This is a genomic window from Microbacterium kunmingense (genome assembly GCF_023155745.1).
GTDB classification, from domain to species: Bacteria; Actinomycetota; Actinomycetes; order Actinomycetales; family Microbacteriaceae; genus Microbacterium; species Microbacterium kunmingense.
Map to the genome: position 1 here is coordinate 320,810 of NZ_JAKNUS010000001.1, position 17,323 is coordinate 338,132.

Consider the following 17,323-nt stretch of genomic DNA (forward strand, 5'->3'; position numbering starts at 1 on the left):
CCCCTCCTCGCGTTACCCTGGGAGTCGGCGTGCCCACGTGGTCGTCGGCATCCCCAATGGAGGCAGCCTCTTGTTCAGCGCCATCGCGCGTGTCTTCCGCACTCCGGATCTGCGGCGGAAGATCGCATTCACCCTGGCCATCATCGCCCTGTACCGCCTCGGCGCGCACGTGCCGGCACCGTTCGTGGACTTCCCGAACGTGCAGTCCTGCCTGCGCGACAGCGCCGGCACCGAGGGCCTGCTGTCGCTTGTGAACCTGTTCTCGGGCGGGGCGCTGCTGCAGCTGTCCATCTTCGCGCTCGGGGTGATGCCGTACATCACGGCGACGATCATCGTGCAGCTGCTGCGCGTGGTCATCCCGCACTTCGAGGCGCTGTACAAGGAGGGCCAGGCCGGTCAGGCCAAGCTCACCCAGTACACCCGCTACCTCACCATCGCTCTGGCGCTGCTGCAGTCGACGACCCTGGTGACCGTGGCCCGCAGCGGTCAGCTGTTCGGCATCACCGGCATCCCCGAGTGCGAGCAGCTCCTCACCAACGACGTGTGGTGGGCCCAGCTGCTGATGATCATCACGATGACCGCCGGTACGGGCCTCATCATGTGGTTCGCCGAGCTCGTCACCGAGCGCGGCATCGGCAACGGCATGTCGCTGCTGATTTTCACCTCGATCGCCGCGGCCTTCCCCGCCTCGATGTGGGCCATCGCCCAGTCGCGCGGCTTCGAGGTCTTCCTCCTCGTCCTCGCCGTCGGCATGGTCGTCGTCGCGCTGGTCGTCTTCGTCGAGCAGTCGCAGCGGCGCATCCCCGTCCAGTACGCCAAGCGGATGGTCGGTCGACGCACCTACGGCGGCACGAACACCTACATCCCGATCAAGGTGAACATGGCCGGTGTCGTGCCGGTGATCTTCGCCTCGTCGCTGCTGTACATCCCCGCGCTCATCGCGCAGTTCAACCAGCCGCAGCCGGGCCAGGAGGTTCCGGGCTGGGTGGCGTGGATCCAGCAGTACCTCGTGTCGGGCGATCACCCGCTGTACATGGCGCTGTACTTCCTGCTCATCGTCGGGTTCACCTACTTCTACGTCGCCATCACCTTCAACCCGGTCGACGTCGCCGACAACATGAAGAAGTACGGCGGCTTCATCCCGGGCATCCGTGCCGGGCGTCCCACCGCGGAGTACCTCGACTACGTGCTGACCCGCATCACGCTGCCGGGCTCGATCTACCTGGGCCTCGTCGCCCTCCTGCCGCTGTTCGCGCTGGCGCTTGTGGGTGCGAACCAGAACTTCCCGTTCGGCGGCGCCTCGATCCTCATCATCGTCGGTGTGGGACTCGAAACCGTGAAGCAGATCGACGCGCAGCTGCAGCAGCGTCACTACGAAGGGCTCCTTCGCTGATGGCTCGTCTTCTCATCGTCGGCCCCCAGGGCTCGGGCAAGGGCACCCAGGGCGTCCGCATCGCCGAGGTGCTGGGTGTCCCGGTCGTCTCGACCGGCGACGTCTTCCGCGCCAACGTCGCCGGGGGCACCGACCTCGGCGTGCAGGTCAAGGAGATCATCGACGCCGGGCAACTGGTCCCCGATGAGCTGACGAGCGCGGTCGTGCGCGACCGACTGTCGAAAGAGGATGCCGCGGGCGGCTTCCTCCTCGACGGCTACCCCCGGAACCTCCCACAGGTGATGCACCTGGATGAGTTCCTCGGCGGCCGCGAGGAGAAGCTCGACGCGGTGATCGTGCTCGAGGTGCCCCGCGAGGAATCGATCGCGCGACTGAGCAAGCGGGCGCTCGAGCAGGGCCGTGCCGACGACACCGAGGCGGTCATCGCCCAGCGCCTGGCGATCTACGAGAGCGAGACGGCTCCGATCATCGGCGTGTACGCCACCCGGGGCATCGTCGACGAGATCGACGGCACGGGCTCGGTCGACGAGATCACCGATCGCATCCTCGCCGCGCTCCGGGCCCGGGGGCTCGGGAGCCCGGCAGCGGTGTGAGCCCGACCGTGGGTCTCCGCCGCTCGATCTACAAGACCCCCGCCCAACTGCGGGCGATGGTCGAACCCGGCCTCATCACCGCCGACGCCCTCGCCGCGGTGAAAGCCCTCATCGCCCCCGGTGTCACGACGGCGGAGCTGGATGCCGCGGCATCCGATCTCATCGTCTCGCGCGGGGCGAAATCGAACTTCCAGATGGTGCGCGGGTACCGGCACACCGTGTGCGCGTCGGTGAACGAGCAGGTGGTGCACGGGATCCCCGGCGACCGGCCGCTCGAGCCCGGCGACATCCTCTCAATCGACTGCGGTGCGGAGTACCAGGGGTGGAACGGCGACTCGGCGTTCACCGTCGTGCTGCCCGACCCGTCGCGCCCGGAGCTCGTGGCCGAGCGGGAGCAGCTCTCACGGGTGACGGAGGGGTCGCTCTGGGCGGGGATCGCCGCTCTCGCGACCGCGCGACACATCGCCGACATCGGCGTGGCGATCGAGGATTACATCCTGGCGCACGGCGAGGGCTACGGGATCCTCCGCGAGTACGTCGGGCACGGCATCGGGCGGAAGATGCACGAGTCGCCCTCGGTGTTCAACTACCGTGTCGACGACCCGGGTCCCGAGGTTCGACCCGGCCTCGCCCTCGCCATCGAGCCGATGGTGGTCGCCGGGTCCGATGCCACGTTCGTCGAGGATGACGGCTGGACCGTCTCGACCGTCGACGGCTCGGCCGGCTCACACTGGGAACATAGCGTCGCGGTGCATGATGAGGGTGTGTGGGTGCTCACGGCGCCCGACGGCGGCGCAGCTGGGCTCGCGCCATTCGGCGTCACCCCGGCACCGATCCGGTAGCGCCGGGAATCTTCAGGGAGGACGCCGATGGCAACCGCCGCGCGCAAGGTCAATTGGTTCGCGATCCTCGTGAGCGTCGCCGTGGTGCTCGCGCTCGTGGTCACCGCCGCGATCGTGGTCTGGTCGAACAACCAGTCGGATGACGCGGGCCCGGCGCCCCAGGCGGCGTCGATCAACGCCGAGACGGGGGCGATTGAGGTCGGGACGGGGGAGCAGACCCTCGACACCTACATCGACTTCATGTGCCCGATCTGCAACCAGTTCGAGCAGGCGTACGGGGAGTCGATCCAGGGGCTCGTCGACGACGGCACGCTCACCCTCAACATCCATCCGATCGCCATCCTCGACCGGTTCTCGCAGGGCACGGAGTACTCCACGCGCGCGGCGAACGCCATGTACTGCGTCGCCGAGACGGCGCCCGACGCGGCGGTGTCGTTCATGCAGACGCTCTACGCCAACCAGCCCGCGGAGGGTTCGACGGGTCTGACGGACGAGCAGCTCATCGAGATCGCCGGATCCGTCGGCGCCGAGGGCGTCGACGCGTGCGTGACGGAGCAGCGCTACAGCGGGTTCGTCTCGTCGATGACGCAGCAGACGCCGATCCAGCCCGGACAGTCGGGCATCGCGACCCCGACCCTCGCGGTCAACGGCGAGGTCATCGCCAACGACACCATCCCCGCCCCGGCGGACTTCGCCTCGCTCTTCTCCTGACCCGCGCCCCGCGCGCCGCGGGGGACCGGTGCCCCGCCCGCGCTCAGTGCCCCGCCCGCGCCCGCCCGCCCCCGCGCAGCGCCCCGCGGCCCTTCTCCTTTCCTTCATCCGTCACAGATGTACGCCCAGGGCGGGCCGCGCGTGCATATGCGACGGATGAACCCTCGCGGGGCCCCGAGGGGCGACGGGTGCGCCCGCCGCTGGCCCCGCGTTGCGCGCGGCCCGCGCCGCGCCATCACCTTCCTTCATCCGTCACAGATGTACGCCTGGGTCCCGCCGCGCGTGCATATGCGACGGATGAACCCTCACGGGGGCCCCGAGGGGCGACGGGTGCGCCGGGCGCGGAGGGCGGAGGCGGCGGCGGCGGCGGACCGGGAGCGGCGGGACGGTTTGCCGCGGCATCCGTTATCACCTATAGTTGATCTTTGGTGCGTTGCGCCTTTATTGGCGTGTCGCCGCACCACAATCCCATCCACCGCAGACCGGCCGGTCTGCATGCAAGCGATAGCGAGTTTATGGCGAAGAAAGACGGTGTCATCGAGATCGAGGGTGTCATCTCCGAGGCGCTGCCGAACGCGATGTTCCGCGTGGAGCTCACCAACGGTCACAAGGTGCTCGCCACGATCTCAGGCAAGATGCGGCAGAACTACATCCGCATCATCCCCGAGGACCGCGTGGTCGTGGAGCTCAGCCCCTACGACCTCACCCGCGGCCGGATCGTCTACCGCTACCGCTAGACCGGTCGAGAAGTAACGCCCCACGCGGGGTCGGAAGAGCCTGCGTGCCCGGCGAAGACAGCGAACAGGAAAATCATGAAGGTCAACCCCTCCGTCAAGCCCATCTGCGATCACTGCAAGGTGATCCGTCGCCACGGCAACGTGATGGTGATCTGCAAGTCCAACCCGCGCCACAAGCAGCGCCAGGGCTGAGCTCAGACCTCACGACGAAGACTCACAACTGAACACACACAGGCAGGATCAGAACCCGCAAGGGGGACACCTCGGGGCGGAGGCCCGGGCACCGATCCTGCTCCACACCTCCACCAACTCCTAGGAGAGCCGCATGGCACGTCTTGCCGGCGTCGACATCCCGCGCGATAAGCGCGTGGTCATCGCCCTGACCTACATCTACGGCGTGGGCCGTACCCGTTCGCACGAGATCCTCGCGAAGACCGAGATCGACGAGAACATCCGCGTGAAGGACCTGAGCGACGACCAGCTCATCGCCCTCCGCGACTACATCGAGGCCAACTACAAGGTTGAGGGTGACCTCCGCCGCGAGGTGGCCGCCGACATTCGCCGCAAGGTCGAGATCGGCTCCTACGAGGGAATCCGTCACCGCCGCGGCCTCCCGGTGCGCGGTCAGCGCACCAAGACCAACGCGCGCACCCGCAAGGGCCCGAAGCGCACCGTCGCCGGCAAGAAGAAGGCGCGCTGAGCGCGGCCTGCAGGGTTTAGGAGAACACGCACATGGCACAGGCCAAGTCCGCCGCGCGCAAGCCGCGTCGCAAGGAGAAGAAGAACATCGCCGTGGGTCAGGCCCACATCAAGTCGACGTTCAACAACACGATCGTCTCGATCACCGACCCGTCGGGCGCCGTGATCAGCTGGGCGTCCTCGGGTGGCGTGGGCTTCAAGGGCTCGCGCAAGTCCACCCCCTACGCCGCAGGTATGGCCGCCGAGTCGGCCGCCCGCCAGGCGCAGGAGCACGGCGTCAAGAAGGTCGACGTCTTCGTCAAGGGCCCGGGCTCGGGTCGCGAGACCGCGATCCGCTCGCTGACGGCCGCCGGCCTCGAGGTCGGTTCGATCCAGGACGTCACCCCGCAGGCGCACAACGGGTGCCGCCCGCCCAAGCGTCGCCGCGTCTGACGCTTTCGATTTTCCGGATGCCGCGGGGCGCGGTCCCTCGTGGTGCGCGCCCCCGCGGCATCCCTGAACACAACTCAATACTTCACCCACCGCACGTGTCATATAGCGGGCACGTGACTGAAAGGAACACATCGTGCTCATCGCACAGCGTCCCACTCTGACCGAGGAGAAGATCGGGGAGTTCCGCAGCCGATTCGTCGTCGAGCCGCTGGAGCCGGGCTTCGGCTACACCATCGGCAACGCGCTGCGTCGCAGCCTCCTGTCGTCGATCCCCGGCGCTGCCGTGACGTCGATCCGCATCGACGGCGTCCTCCACGAGTTCAGCACCATTCCCGGTGTGAAGGAGGATGTCACCGAGATCATCCTCAACATCAAGCAGCTGGTCGTCTCCAGCGAGCGCGACGAGCCCATCACGGCGTACCTGCGCAAGACCGGCGCCGGTGAGGTCACCGCCGCCGACATCTCCGCTCCCGCCGGCGTCGAGGTGCACAACCCCGAGCTGGTCATCGCGACCCTCAACGACACCGCGCGCTTCGAGCTCGAGCTCACGATCGAGCGCGGCCGCGGCTATGTGTCGGCAACCCAGAACCGCAACGAGTACGCCGAGGCCGGGCAGATCCCGATCGACTCGATCTACTCGCCCGTGCTAAAGGTGTCGTACCGCGTCGAGGCGACCCGTGCCGGTGAGCGCACCGACTTCGACAAGCTCGTGCTGGATGTCGAGACCAAGCCCTCGATCGCCCCGCGCGACGCCGTCGCGTCGGCCGGTCGCACCCTCACCGAGCTGTTCGGCCTCGCCCGCGAGCTGAACGTCGAGGCCGAGGGCATCGAGATCGGCCCGGCGCCGGTGGAGACCGTGCTCTCCAACGAGCTGTCGATGCCGATCGAGGACCTCGACCTGTCAGTGCGTTCGTACAACTGCCTCAAGCGCGAGGGCATCAACACCGTCAGCGAGCTTGTCGCCCTCTCGGAGACGCAGCTGATGAACATCCGCAACTTCGGACAGAAGTCGGTCGACGAGGTGCGCGACAAGCTCACCTCCCTCGGCCTGTCGCTGAAGGACTCGGTCCCCGGGTTCGACGGCGCGCACTTCTACGGCGGCTACGACGACGAGACCGTCTGAGCTGCGGCATCCCGACTGACTTTCGACTGGAGTAACTGACATGCCCAAGCCCACGAAGGGACCCCGCCTCGGAGGCGGCCCCGCCCACGAGCGCCTGCTGCTTGCGAACCTCGCCGCGGCCCTCTTCACCCACAAGTCGATCCAGACCACCGAGACCAAGGCCAAGCGCCTGCGTCCGCTGGCGGAGCGCCTGATCACCTTCGCCAAGCGCGGCGACCTGCACGCGCGTCGCCGGGTGCTGAGTGTGATCGGTGACAAGGAGGTCGTGCACGTCCTCTTCACTGAGATCGCGCCGCTGGTCGCCGACCGCCCGGGTGGCTACACCCGCATCACCAAGATCGGCAACCGCAAGGGTGACAACGCCCCCATGGCTGTCATTGAGCTCGTGCTCGAGCCCGTGACTCCGAAGGTCAAGAGCTCGCGCTCGTCGGCCAAGGCGGCCCCGGCTGTCAAGCCCGCTTCGGATGACGCCGCCGCGGAGGAGACTGTCGCGGAGGACACCACCGAGGAGGCCCCCGTGGAAGACAGCACCGCTGACGAGAGCACCGACGCCGGATCGGAGTCGCCCGAGGAGGGCGCGGCGGCCGAGAAGGCCGCGGAGGACGCCGTGGTGGAGGGTGACTCCACTGAGGACGCTGACGCTGACGCCGACGCCGACAAGAAGTAACGACCCCGGTCGCACCGAGACCCGCCGCCCCTGTGGGGTGGCGGGTCTCGTCGTTTCCGTGCCGGGTGAAGGTGTCGCAGATTGCGGGGTTGAAGGTGTCCAGGTCGCCATCTGCGCCACCTCGGCAGGGCTCGCGTGAGCGAAAGTGGCGCGGATTGCGGGGTTGAGGGTGCGAAGGTCACCATCTGCGCCACCCACGCGGGGGCCGCGCGGCGGGCCTACTCGAACTCGCGGCCCACGGTGAAGTGCGCGCGCCGCCAGGCGCGCAGCTCCTGCTCGTAGGCGAGGAGGGCGCGGTGCTCCTCGGCCCGCTCGACGGCCTGCCCCACCGCGTCGGCGAAGACCGCGCCCCCGCCGGAGTCGGGGTGGATCTGGTCGCCGGCGAGCAGCTCGGGCCGCGGCGCGATCGCGCCGGACCAGTCGGCGATGAAGACGCGCGGGTGGGTCGCGGCGAAGTCGGCCAGCTCGGTGTTGACGCCCGGGATCCAGTCCCGCGGCGCGAAGGCGTTGACGAGGACGAGCGTGCGGTCGGGCCCGGCGATCGCCGCCATCCGCTCCAGCGCGTCACGATCGACCGGGCCGTTGGTCCCGAGGCCCAGCACGACGTAGGGGCGCAGCTGGCCGCTGTCGGCGAGCTGCTGCAGGATCCCCGGCCCCGCCCACGCCGAGCGTGAGACGGCCGCGTCGACGGCGATGCCCGGGAAGCGCTCCAGCAGCGCCGGGGCCGAGGCGAGCATCACCGAGTCGCCGACCGCGGTGATCTGATCCCCGGTCACCGGCGTCGGCGCGGGCCGGGGCACGCCGGCGTCGGAGGGAACGCCCGGCATCGGAGCCGGGGGTGCGGATGCCGCCGACTCGGCCGGCGAGGGAGCCGGCGCCGCGGGGGCGTCGACCTCTGCGAGCGCCCGCTGACCGGCATCCACCATCGCCTGTCCCGACGACACCGCCGGGGCCGCAGCGACCGCGGCGCCGGTGCCGGCGACGAGCGCGACCGCGACCGCGCCGGCGGTGAGGGCGCCGATGCGCGCACCGGCACCGCTGCGCAGCGCCCGACCGAGCCGTCGGAGCGACCCGCGGAACCCGTGCCGGCGCACCGGCGTCTCGACGAAGCGGTACGACAGTTCCGCGGCGACCAGGGTGAGCAGAAGCGCGGTGATCCCCACACTCCCGGGCACCCCGGCTTCGGCGCCGGTGCCCTGGAGCCCGGCCAGCAGGAGCACGAGGATCGGCCAGTGCCAGAGGTAGATCCCGTACGAGCGGTCGCCGATCCACCGCAGCGGCTGCGCGTCGATCGCCCGGCCGAACCGCGACCCGGGCCACACCCCGGCGACGATCGCGGCGGCCGAGAGGAGGCTGGCGACCACAAGTGCTCCGGGGAAGGTCGCCACCCCGTCGACGGGCGCGAGGAACGACAGCAGCACGAGTCCGAAGATCGCCAGGGCGCCGACCCCGCCGGTCCACCGCGGCGCGGTCCTGGGAGCGGCGCGTCCGAGTACGGTCGTCGTCGCGAACGCCAGGGCCACGCCCAGCAGGATGCCGAAGGCGTGGGTGTCGGTGCCGAAGTAGACGCGGGTGAGGTCGCCGCCGGGAGTGCCGAACCCCGAGGTGACGAGCACCGCCATCCACCCCGCCGAGGCCGCCGCCAGCAGCAGCGCCGCGCCGGCGCGCGCCCAGGCGCGCGGGAGGAGCAGGAACAGCGGCAGCACGAGCGGCCAGATGACGTAGAACTGCTCCTCGACGGCGAGCGACCAGAAGTTGCGGAAGAGTTCGGGGGTGGCGGCGGAGAAGTAGCCGCCGTCACCGGCGAGCGAGACCCAGTTGTAGCTGAAGGTCGCCGCGCCCAGCACCTGGGCGCCGAGCCGCACGAGCACGTCGCCGCCGACGAGGAACGCCGCGCTCGAGCACACCAGCACCACGAGCGCGAGGGCCGGGAGGAGCCGACGTGCCCGCCGTCGCCAGAAGCCCACGAGGGCGATTCGCCCGCTCCGCGCGTGCTCCCGCAGCAGCAGGCTCGTGATGAGGAATCCGCTGATCACGAAGAACACATCCACGCCGATGAACCCGCCGGGCAGCATCACGGGGAAGAGGTGGTAGATCACCACGAGTGCGACGGCGACGGCTCGCATCCCGTCCAGTCCCGCGTAACGGCGCGGAGGAACGGCGGGCTGCGAGCTGGGGCTGCTGAGGCGTGTGGGGGCGGTGAGCGTCATGGGAAAACGGTCAGGTCGACGATCCTCTGGAGGGGGACACCACAGTGTACGTCGGACCTCGCCGCGGTCTCCGGGGAAGCTCCGAGAGTCGGCCCGGCGGCGAACTACGCTGGTGCGGTGCGCATCCGCCTCGATCTCTCCTACGACGGCACGCACTTCCGCGGGTGGGCGCGCCAGCCAGGGCTCCGGACGGTGCAGGAGACGCTGGAGTCCGCCCTCGGTCGTGTGCTGGGGGGCGCGCCGCGGGTCGTGGTGGCCGGGCGCACCGACGCCGGCGTCCACGCCACCGGGCAGGTCGCGCACGTCGATCTCGACCCGGCGCAGGAGGAACGCCTGGCCGCAGCCCGCGCCCCGCGCGGGTCGGCGAGCCCGGATGCGCAGCCGTTCGTGCCGACGGCACAGCTCGCTCGCCGCCTCAACGGGGTGCTCGGCGCGTACGCCGACCTGGCCGTGCGCTCGACCACTCTCGCCCCCGAGGGGTTCGACGCCCGCTTCTCAGCGGTGTGGCGTCGCTACGTCTACCGCATCGCCGATCGCCGCACCGGCTACGACCCCCTCGAGCGCCACCGCACCACGAGCGTGCGCTCGCACCTGGATGAGGAGCGGATGGATGCCGCGGCGCGCTCCCTCATCGGACTCCACGATTTCGCGGCCTACTGCAAGCCCCGCGAGGAGGCGACCACCATCCGCACCCTGCTCGCCTTCGGCTGGCGCCGCGATCCCGACGGCGTGCTCCTGGCCGATGTCAAGGCCGACGCGTTCTGCCACAGCATGGTGCGCGCCCTCGTCGGCGGGTGCGTCGCCGTGGGCGAGGGGCGCCTCGAGCCGGAGGACCTCGCCGCGATCCGCGATCGGGGCGGCAAGGTGCCCGAGATCCACGTCCTCGCCGCACGCGGGCTGACCCTCGCGGAGGTGGGTTACCCCGCCGACGAGCTGCTCGCCGCGCGCGCGGCGCAGACCCGCGCGCGCCGGGAGACCGACTGACGAAGCCTGATCATCGTTTATGCGTCACCTCCCGGACAGCCCCGGTGGGCCGCGACGGTCGTAGGCTGGGCGGCGATGAGAGTGATCTCGTACAACCTGCGCAAGCATCGCGCCGCGGGCGAGCTGGCCGAGCTGGTCGAACGCCACGGCGCCGACGTCCTGTGTCTGCAGGAGTACGACACCTCCGACATTCCCGACGAGATCGCGGGGCTGCGCCTGGCCGACGCCACCTCGCGCAACAGGCTGGGTCTTGCGGTCTACTACCGCGCCAACACCTTCCGCGCCGTCGAGGTGCGCGCCCTCGCCCTGAAGAAGTCGCTGCACGATCATCTGCTCAAGCCCGCGGAAGAGCGGATGCTGGGGGTGCGGCTGCATGACATCGATCACGGCACCGACCTCATCGTCGCCTCCTTCCATGCGGCGCCCCTCACCGCGCTGAACTCGCTGCGACGCCACCAGATCCGCACCGCGCTGTCGGAGCTGGAGCAGCTGGGGGAGGGGCTTCCCGCACTGATGGTCGGCGACTACAACTACCCGGTGTTCAAGGAGAACCTCGGTCAGAAGGTGCGCGAGCAGGGGTACGAGCTGAGTCTGAGCGATGCGCGCACCTACACGCGGTACCGGTTCTTCCGCGGGCACTACGACTTCGTGACCTCGACCGGGTTCACGATCGACCGGGTCCGCACCCTTCCGCAGGGGCTGTCGGACCACCTCCCGATCCTGGTGACGGCGACGATCACGTCCGGCCAGCCGGCGGAGGTGCCGACGGCGGGCTGACGAACGGGACGTCGGAGGCTCGAAGCCCGGGTCCTCGTGGCTAAACTCTGCGTATGTTGACGGGGGGCAGGCCGCGATCGGCCGACGCGGCCCCGGCGCCCGCGGCGACGTGGTCGACGGCTCCCGACACCCGGGTCCTCGCTCCCGCGTCGATCTCCAGCCGCACCCGTTCGATCTGGCTCAGCCAGCTCGTCCTCGGCGCGACGGTGCTCGCCGTCGTCATCCTGCTGCTGTTCATCCAGCCGGCGCAGCTGGCCAGCTGGACGTTCACCGGCGGCATCCTGCTGCTGGTGGTGATCACCGCGGCGACCCTGATCGCACCGTGGGCGAGGCTGTCCTCCGCCGCGGTGCTCATGGTGCCCTTCGCCGACCTCTTCGCTGTGGGCCTGCTGAACCTCGACGGCGATCTGCGGTTCGCGTTCCTGTGGACCTTCCCGATCGTGTGGATCGCCCTCCACTACGGCGCACGCACCCTCGCGGTCGCCCTCGGCTCGGTGGGGCTGTTCCTCCTGATCGTCGCGAGTCTCACCCCCGGTACCGATTCGACGATCCGCGTGGTGCTGATCATCATCGTCCTGAGCTTCATCGGCATCACCCTCTACGTCGGCTCGCGGCGCACGCGGGCCTTCAAGCGTCTGCTGCGTCAGCAGGCGCGACGACTGCGGGCGACGCTGGATCGGGCGACCGCGCAGGAGCGGCGCATCGCCGAGATGATCGACGGCATCGACCTCGGCATCGTGCGCCTGGCGCCGGGCGGGGAGCTCCTCGCGCTCAATGCCGCCTACCGGCGCCTCTACGGGCTGGCGGAGCAGGAGAACCCCGCCGAGGCCCGCGTGATCGAGCACGTCGGGGTGGACGGCCCGGAGGTTCCCGTCGGTGATCGCCCCTTCGCGCGCGCCGCGCGCGGTGAGGCCTTCGAACCGCAGACCTACTGGATCGTCGACCCCGAGGGCACCTGGCGCGCCGTGACCGCGTCGGCCAGTCCGCTGGCGTCGCGAAGCGAGGATGAGGCGAGCACGCTGCTCGTGGTGCGGGATGTGACCGCGCTGCTGCACGCCGAACGGGCCCGCGATCAGGTCGTCGCGATGGCGTCGCACGAGATCCGCAACCCGCTCACCGTCATCCTCGGCCGCGCGGAGCTCGCGCTCGAGCGCGAGCTCGACCCCGGCACGCGCGACGACTTCGCTGTCATCGAGGCTTCCGCCGAGCGCATGCTCACGATGCTCGAGCAGACCCTCCTGGACTCGCGCGCCTCGTTCACGGCGCCGCGGGGCACCGACGAGATCGACCTGCGCACCGTTCTGGAGGCGTCGCTTGCCGGCGTGAAGGCCAACGCGCGCTCGCGCAACATCACCCTCCTCACCGAGCTTCCGCCGCTCCTGCCCGTGCGGGCCGACGCGTTCCGCGTGCGTCAGGTGTTCGACAACCTCCTCACCAACGCCGTGAAGTACACCCCCCGCCAGGGGACGGTGTCGGTGCGCGGGGCGGTCGAGGGACGTGTCATCCGCATCGAGATCTCCGACTCGGGAATCGGGATCGCCGGCGACGAGATCGACCGGGTGTTCGAGCCGTACTTCCGCTCGGCGGGGGCCGGGCGCACCGCGCCGGGGACGGGTCTCGGGCTCGGCATCGCCCGCGACATCGTCGAGGCGCACGGGGGCGAGCTGACGCTCACCTCGGAGCTGGGGGCCGGGACGACGGCCCGCGTGACCCTCCCTCGGGCGGCGGAGTGATCGACGGCATCCCCTCCTTCAGCGGCCCGAACCTCGCTCTCGCGCAGGCCACGGTGGCGACCCTCGGCGTCGTCATCATGATCGGGGTGGCCTTCCTCGACCGCCCCCACCGCTCCACGCTGCTGTGGTCGATCGCGTTCCTGCTCGCGATGATCTCGTCGTGGGGCGTCGTCCTCGCGGAGACCATCGACTCCGAGGCGGTGCGCCGGGTGGCGCTCGGCCTCCTCATGGGGGCGCCCGGCTTCATCTGGGCGGGGTTTCGGACGCTGCGCGGGGCGGCGTCGAGGTGGTGGCTGGCGGCACTGCTGTCGGCGGTGAGCCCCGCCCTTCTCGTCGCGGCGGGTGCCACCGAGGTGTACAGCGTCCTGTTCCGGCTGATCTTCTTCCTCTCGGCGGTCTTCGCCTTCCTGCTCCTCGTGGAGTGGCTGCGCCTTCCCGATCGCGGGGACACCGTGCTGTACCCCCTCGTGGTCATCTCGGTGCTCAACTCCGCGCTCGCCGCCTTCGTCGCGGTCGCGGGCCTCATCTTCCCCGCATCCAGCGGCGACGACCTGCAGTTCGTCCGGTCGGTCAACCAGCTGGGCTTCATCATCTACATGGTCTGCGCGCTGGTGTCGCTGGTCGGGTTCGCCACCCGGCGCGAGCGGGTCGTCCTCCCGGGGGCGCGTTCGGCGTGGGAGGACTTCGTCGCGGGATGCCGCGATCGTCTCGTCCGCGCGAGAAGACGCGGGGAGCGTTCCTGGGCGCTGCTGGTCTTCCGTCTCGACGACGAGGCCGACGTCCGCGACGCCGTCGGGGTCACCGGGTTCGATGCGGTGTGCGACAGCTTCAGCCGGGCCATCTGCAACGCCCTCCCCGCGGACGCCGACATCGCCGAGCGGCGTCCGGGCACGGTGGCCGTCCTCGTCTCGCGTCCCGAACCCGTGATCCGGGCGGCGCTGCGCGGGGCTCTCGGCCGGGTGGGCCGAATGGAGAACGCCGGGGGGATGGAGATCCAGGTGTCGGCGAGCGTCGGCTGGGTCGCGGTCGATTCCGGCGACATCGCGGAAGGCGACGGCGACGTCGAGGCGCTGATCGAGCGCGCCGAGGCCGCGGCCGACACGGCGACCCGGGCCGGCGGCGACCGGTGGGAGCGGGTCAACGCCTGAGGGCGCGGACCCTCAGCCTTCGGACTCCGACTCGTCGGACTCGCCCGGCACCGCGGCGATGGCGACCGTCACCGTGTCACTCGCCGTCTGCTTGGCGAACTCGTTCGAGGTCGGCGTGGTCTGCACCAGGAAGTCGTAGCTGAACTGCAGCTGCACGTGGGTCGCCTCGGCGGGCACCGAGCCCACGTTGAAGGTCTGGGAATAGCTGTAGGGCGCGAGGACGAGGTACCCGGGGGCCACCGAGGACTGATCGATCTGCGCCTCCAGGGGCGCCATCGCGCCATCCGGTCCCTGGGGCACCGCCACCATCACCGCCCGCTGCAGGTAGACCTTCTGGCCGTCGTCGGGGGTCACCGTCGTCGTCATGGACAGGTTGACGGGCTTCAGGGCCTCGGCGGTCCACCGGTCCATCGACAGCGTCGACCAGTAGTCGACCGAAGCGGCGACGGCGCCGGCGACGAGCTCGCGCTTCGTCGATCCGCTGGAGAGGTCGTTGGGCACCGGGGCCGGTGCGGCCGATGCCGAGCTGCTCCGCGTGGCGCTCGGCGTCGGCTCGGCGCCGAAGTCCCACGGCGCCGGCCCGCAGCCCGTCAGGGCGAGGGCGAGCGTCAGGGCGAGCGTGGAACTCGCGACGCCCACGACGGCACGGCGATGGGGACCCATGGAACCTCCCGGGGCGGGTGAGACGATGCGCCTTCCGGCCGGGGAAGACAGTGGCGTCATTCTACGGACCTCCCAGCGCAAGGCTGGCGCAAGATCACCTCAAGAACCTCAAGATCGTCGATCGGCGTGGTTGTGTAACCGGCGAGGGGTGGGACCGGTCGCTTTCGCAGGCCGCCCGAACCCGAACCGGGCGGTGTGCCCACAGTTCGCGGAATCGGCCGGCCCCCACCCCGTCCGAACCGGCACGTCAGGAGTCCCGCCGTGAGCACCTCAGCCCCCCGTATCCGCCGTCCGCGCCGGCTCCTGGCCGTCGCGGCCGCCGGCGCTCTCGCCGTGGCGCTGTCCGGGTGCGCTCAGGTCGTCGATGCGTTCAACCAGTTCCAGCAATCCACGGGCGCACCGGCCGCGGCGGCGACTCCGACGCCCCTGGCGTCGCCGTCGATGGATTTCGACTCCCAGTTCACCTATGACGGGTCGGTGGCGCTGTCCACCGAGGTCGCCGACCAGCTCGAGGTGCGCCTGGACGTGTGGGCGGCCGACCCGAAGCGGACGCAGGAGTGGACCCCCACCCGCATGAAGACCCTCGGCTTCGCCGTGAACGTCCACGACTACCGGGTGGACGAGAAGGCGGTGCTCACCGACAAGCGCCGGGTCTACCTCTCCTCGGTCTCGGTGACCTCGCAGACCGCGCAGACCAGCGGCCAGGTGCAGAGCCCCTTCCAGTTCAGCGCCGATCCGCGCACGCTCGTGCCCACCGACACGCTGCGCTCGGACCGCGGGCTGCTGCTGAACAGCTTCCAGGGCGGCCTTCTCGTCCCCGAGACCACGATCAGCCAGCTGCCCGGCGACACCTACGGGATCACCCTCGAATTCGCCCTGACGGTGTGGGTCGAGGGCAACGCCAACGACGAGAACTCCTTCCAGCAGCAGACGGTCTACCAGTACCTGCCCGTGGCCATCTATCCCGACGGCTCGGCCGCGGTGGCGGGTCCCCCCACCCAGCCTTGAGGCAACCTTGCGGGGGGCTTCACGAGACCTCGGGTCCGCGTCGCGGTCGGGCGGGCAGGGTGGTCTCAGCGGCAGGAAGCCACCCGGCAGAAGCAGGCCGCTCTGAACGACACAGGATGTCACGATGACCGACCAGAACACCCCCGTCGCCTTCCCCCGCACCGCTCCCATGTCACCGGCGCCGCGCCCGCCCGCCGACCTGCCGGCCGAGCCCGGGTTCGCCGACGACTTCTCCTCGGTCCTGGAGAACCTCACCGGTCACCGCTCCACGATCGGATGCATCATCCCCGCCTACAACGAGGAGGAGTCGATCGCCGGGGTGATCGAGTCGCTCCTCAGCCAGACCCGGGTGCCCGATGTCATCCACGTCGTGGTCAACAACTCCTCCGACGCCACGGTGAAGGTGGCCTCCGAGTTCGCCGGTCCCCACCAGATCACCAACGACCTGGGTGAGCAGTTCACCGAGGTCTTCGTGCACGACATCGGCAAGAACCCCGACAAGAAGGTCGGGGCCCTCAACTACGGCTACTCGCTCGTCGAGGGCTACGACTACCTGCTGGGCGTGGACGGCGACACGATGGCCGACCCCAAGGCGGTGGAGCTCCTCGAGACCGAGGCGGTCTCGGACTCGCGCATCGGCGGCATCTCGGCGATCTACTCCATCGACGACCGCCCCATCAAGGGACTCGTCGGCAAGTTCCTCATCGCCGGTCAGCGCACGCAGTTCGCCGCGTTCAACCTCCAGAACCTGCTGCGCGGCCGCAACATGGCGGTGCTGGGCGGGCAGTTCTCGATCTTCTCCACCAACGCCCTCCGCGACGTGATGCGCCAGAACCACCAGTCCACCCCCTGGGTCCGCGACAGCGAGGTGGAGGACTCGCTGCTGTCGCTGCAGATCAAGAGCGCCGGCTACCTCACCAAGATCAGCCCCTACGCCCGCGCGGATGTCGGCGGCATGACCACGCTGAAGGGCTACGACGCCCAGCAGGTGAAGTGGACGTATGGCGCGATCGAGCTGATGTGGCCGGGGCAGCGCGGCGACACCAAGGGCCAGCCGTTCCACCCGAACCTGCGCCTGCGGTGGTTCGAGAACTTCGGCATGCTGACGAACCTGTTCGTGCGCGTCGCCTTCCTCATCCTCCTTGCCGGCTCGCTGTCGATCGGGGCGTTCATCTTCTCGCCGTGGTGGCTGATCCCGCCGGTCGTGGCGACCCTGCTGAACCTGCGGATCGCCCGCACCATGAAGAGCCACAACTCCCGCGACCTGCTCTTCGCCGGTCTGGTCTTCCCCGCCGAGATCTTCATGTGGATCCGCCTCAGCCACTTCCTGCGGTCGTGGACGCGCTTCCTCTCCCGCAAGAAGGTCGACAACTGGGCCATGCAGGCCAAGGCCGAGAAGGGCGGCGGCAGTGCCCACTGGCTGCCGCTGCTGCTGCTGGTCGCGGTGCTCGTGGCGATGGCCGTGATCTGGACCATGCTCGGTCCGATGGTGCAGTCCACCATCCTGTGGATCGGCTGGCCGATCGTCGGTGTCGTCACCGTGCTGCAGACCCTGCTGATGTTCTTCAAGCTCATCCGCCGGTACCAGGGATACAAGGTCTGA

18 protein-coding genes are annotated in these 17,323 nt (G+C 69.9%); 16 read left to right on the forward strand and 2 right to left on the reverse strand.

All coding sequences use genetic code 11. The features are described from left to right. The first annotated feature begins 70 nt into the window (after positions 1 to 70). From secY to rplQ, 10 genes are all read left to right on the forward strand, one after another. Positions 71 to 1,393, forward strand: a complete 1,323-nt coding sequence (gene secY / locus MA875_RS01655) for a preprotein translocase subunit SecY (protein ID WP_248239846.1) — start codon at positions 71 to 73, stop codon at positions 1,391 to 1,393. Continuing rightward, positions 1,393 to 1,986, forward strand: coding sequence for an adenylate kinase (locus MA875_RS01660; protein WP_248239847.1), 594 nt, complete (start codon positions 1,393 to 1,395; stop codon positions 1,984 to 1,986). Before secY ends, MA875_RS01660 begins: the two co-directional genes overlap by 1 nt. An 8-nt stretch (positions 1,987 to 1,994) precedes the next feature. After that, positions 1,995 to 2,828 (forward strand): type I methionyl aminopeptidase, encoded by an 834-nt coding sequence (map, locus tag MA875_RS01665; protein WP_248240113.1) that lies wholly within the window; start codon positions 1,995 to 1,997, stop codon positions 2,826 to 2,828. Between the two features lie 27 nt (positions 2,829 to 2,855). After that, complete coding sequence (locus MA875_RS01670) at positions 2,856 to 3,539, forward strand: DsbA family protein (RefSeq protein WP_248239848.1); 684 nt, start codon at positions 2,856 to 2,858, stop codon at positions 3,537 to 3,539. Between the two features lie 515 nt (positions 3,540 to 4,054). Beyond that, on the forward strand, positions 4,055 to 4,276 hold the full coding sequence (infA, locus tag MA875_RS01675; protein WP_028496510.1) for a translation initiation factor IF-1: 222 nt from the start codon (positions 4,055 to 4,057) through the stop codon (positions 4,274 to 4,276). 75 nt (positions 4,277 to 4,351) lie between these two features. Beyond that, positions 4,352 to 4,468: a 50S ribosomal protein L36 gene (gene rpmJ, locus MA875_RS01680; protein WP_022893853.1), complete on the forward strand. Its 117-nt coding sequence runs from the start codon at positions 4,352 to 4,354 to the stop codon at positions 4,466 to 4,468. Between the two features lie 133 nt (positions 4,469 to 4,601). After that, complete coding sequence (gene rpsM, locus MA875_RS01685) at positions 4,602 to 4,976, forward strand: 30S ribosomal protein S13 (protein ID WP_248239849.1); 375 nt, start codon at positions 4,602 to 4,604, stop codon at positions 4,974 to 4,976. Positions 4,977 to 5,008: 32 nt separating this feature from the next. Further along, on the forward strand, positions 5,009 to 5,407 hold the full coding sequence (gene rpsK, locus MA875_RS01690; RefSeq protein WP_013583990.1) for a 30S ribosomal protein S11: 399 nt from the start codon (positions 5,009 to 5,011) through the stop codon (positions 5,405 to 5,407). Positions 5,408 to 5,540: 133 nt separating this feature from the next. Beyond that, complete coding sequence (locus MA875_RS01695; protein WP_248239850.1) at positions 5,541 to 6,530, forward strand: DNA-directed RNA polymerase subunit alpha; 990 nt, start codon at positions 5,541 to 5,543, stop codon at positions 6,528 to 6,530. A gap of 40 nt (positions 6,531 to 6,570) precedes the next feature. Further along, positions 6,571 to 7,197, forward strand: coding sequence for a 50S ribosomal protein L17 (gene rplQ / locus MA875_RS01700; protein ID WP_248239851.1), 627 nt, complete (start codon positions 6,571 to 6,573; stop codon positions 7,195 to 7,197). Between the two features lie 218 nt (positions 7,198 to 7,415). Here rplQ and MA875_RS01705 read toward each other — a convergent pair whose 3' ends face one another. Further along, positions 7,416 to 9,407, reverse strand: coding sequence for an acyltransferase family protein (locus MA875_RS01705; protein ID WP_248239853.1), 1,992 nt, complete (start codon positions 9,405 to 9,407; stop codon positions 7,416 to 7,418). Between the two features lie 117 nt (positions 9,408 to 9,524). On the opposite strand from MA875_RS01705, the gene truA reads away from it, so the two are divergent. The 4 genes from truA (at position 9,525) to MA875_RS01725 (ending at position 14,049) form a co-directional block, all read left to right on the forward strand. Next, complete coding sequence (gene truA, locus MA875_RS01710) at positions 9,525 to 10,391, forward strand: tRNA pseudouridine(38-40) synthase TruA (protein WP_248239855.1); 867 nt, start codon at positions 9,525 to 9,527, stop codon at positions 10,389 to 10,391. A 75-nt stretch (positions 10,392 to 10,466) separates the two neighbouring features. Further along, the gene (locus tag MA875_RS01715) at positions 10,467 to 11,168 is read left to right on the forward strand and encodes an endonuclease/exonuclease/phosphatase family protein (protein ID WP_248239856.1); all 702 of its coding nucleotides are present in this window, start codon (positions 10,467 to 10,469) and stop codon (positions 11,166 to 11,168) included. A 53-nt stretch (positions 11,169 to 11,221) separates the two neighbouring features. After that, positions 11,222 to 12,901, forward strand: a complete 1,680-nt coding sequence (locus MA875_RS01720; protein ID WP_248239857.1) for an ATP-binding protein — start codon at positions 11,222 to 11,224, stop codon at positions 12,899 to 12,901. Next, positions 12,898 to 14,049, forward strand: coding sequence for a hypothetical protein (locus MA875_RS01725; protein ID WP_248239858.1), 1,152 nt, complete (start codon positions 12,898 to 12,900; stop codon positions 14,047 to 14,049). Before MA875_RS01720 ends, MA875_RS01725 begins: the two co-directional genes overlap by 4 nt. A gap of 12 nt (positions 14,050 to 14,061) precedes the next feature. On the opposite strand, the gene MA875_RS01730 is transcribed toward MA875_RS01725, so the two are convergent. Beyond that, positions 14,062 to 14,712: a hypothetical protein gene (locus MA875_RS01730; protein WP_248239859.1), complete on the reverse strand. Its 651-nt coding sequence runs from the start codon at positions 14,710 to 14,712 to the stop codon at positions 14,062 to 14,064. Between the two features lie 261 nt (positions 14,713 to 14,973). Here MA875_RS01730 and MA875_RS01735 point away from each other — a divergent pair, with 261 nt between their 5' ends. Beyond that, on the forward strand, positions 14,974 to 15,720 hold the full coding sequence (locus tag MA875_RS01735; protein ID WP_248239860.1) for a fructose 1,6-bisphosphatase: 747 nt from the start codon (positions 14,974 to 14,976) through the stop codon (positions 15,718 to 15,720). Between the two features lie 169 nt (positions 15,721 to 15,889). Beyond that, positions 15,890 to 17,323: a glycosyltransferase family 2 protein gene (locus tag MA875_RS01740; protein WP_248240114.1), complete on the forward strand. Its 1,434-nt coding sequence runs from the start codon at positions 15,890 to 15,892 to the stop codon at positions 17,321 to 17,323.